An 828-nucleotide genomic window follows, 5' to 3' on the forward strand; every position below is an offset into this window, starting at 1 on the left:
CATCCGAAATATAACTTCCTCCGCGTACAACCCATTCCTCGCCTTCGGTTACCAGCGGATTAGTTACATTCCCGCCGTTTTTGGCATAAGCGTCGGGTGCGTAGCGGTCGGCACAATATTCCATTACGTTGCCCAGCATATTTTTCAGGCCAAAGGGATTAGGTTTAACCTCGTCGGGCAACTGTGTTCTGCCTTTACTATTGTTCACATAAATGATGTACTGCGAAATCGGTTCGGTTTCGGCATCCGAAATTTTACGCCACAGACCTTTGTTAGAGAATTTATCCGGTTTCCCGTCAAAGAAATACGGTGTTTCAGTGCCACCGCGAGCCGCGTATTCCCATTCAGCTTCGGTGGGCAGGCGGTATTTTTTACCGGTTTTCTTTGAAAGCCACTGGCAGAAGGTTTCCGCTGCATAATGGGTCATGGTAATTGCCGGGCGTTTGCCAAAGCCCCAGTTCTGATCGGGTCGTCCGTACGGCGGAGTGGGACCGGAAATTGCATCCACGTTCGGGTTGCTGTTGTTGGCATAAATCTGCTCGGGCGGAGTGCGTCCTTCGCTCATGGTGTTGCCGTAGAATGCCCAATACTGTTCCCAGGTTGTTTCTACTTCGGCCATAAAAAACGGGCTGACTGTAACCTGGCGTACCGGTGATTCATCGGGTTCGCGGAGAGGTTCCTTTTCGGGGCTGCCCATGTTAAACGTGCCGCCTTTGACGGCTATCATCTTAAACGTAACTGATGTGCCGGGAATCTGCTCGGTGTAGTCGGCAAAAGTTGTTACGCTGGTTGCCTGTTCAAAAACGGTTTTCAGACTGTCGGAGCTAT

1 protein-coding gene is annotated in these 828 nt (G+C 50.8%); it reads right to left on the minus strand.

Annotated features, from left to right (window positions below; all coding sequences use genetic code 11):
- A partial coding sequence (locus tag JNK74_28445; protein MBL7650118.1) for an SUMF1/EgtB/PvdO family nonheme iron enzyme occupies positions 1–828 on the minus strand: 828 nt, incomplete at both ends.

The organism is Candidatus Hydrogenedentota bacterium (assembly GCA_016791475.1).
In the GTDB taxonomy this organism is placed as follows: Bacteria; Hydrogenedentota; Hydrogenedentia; order Hydrogenedentales; family JAEUWI01; genus JAEUWI01.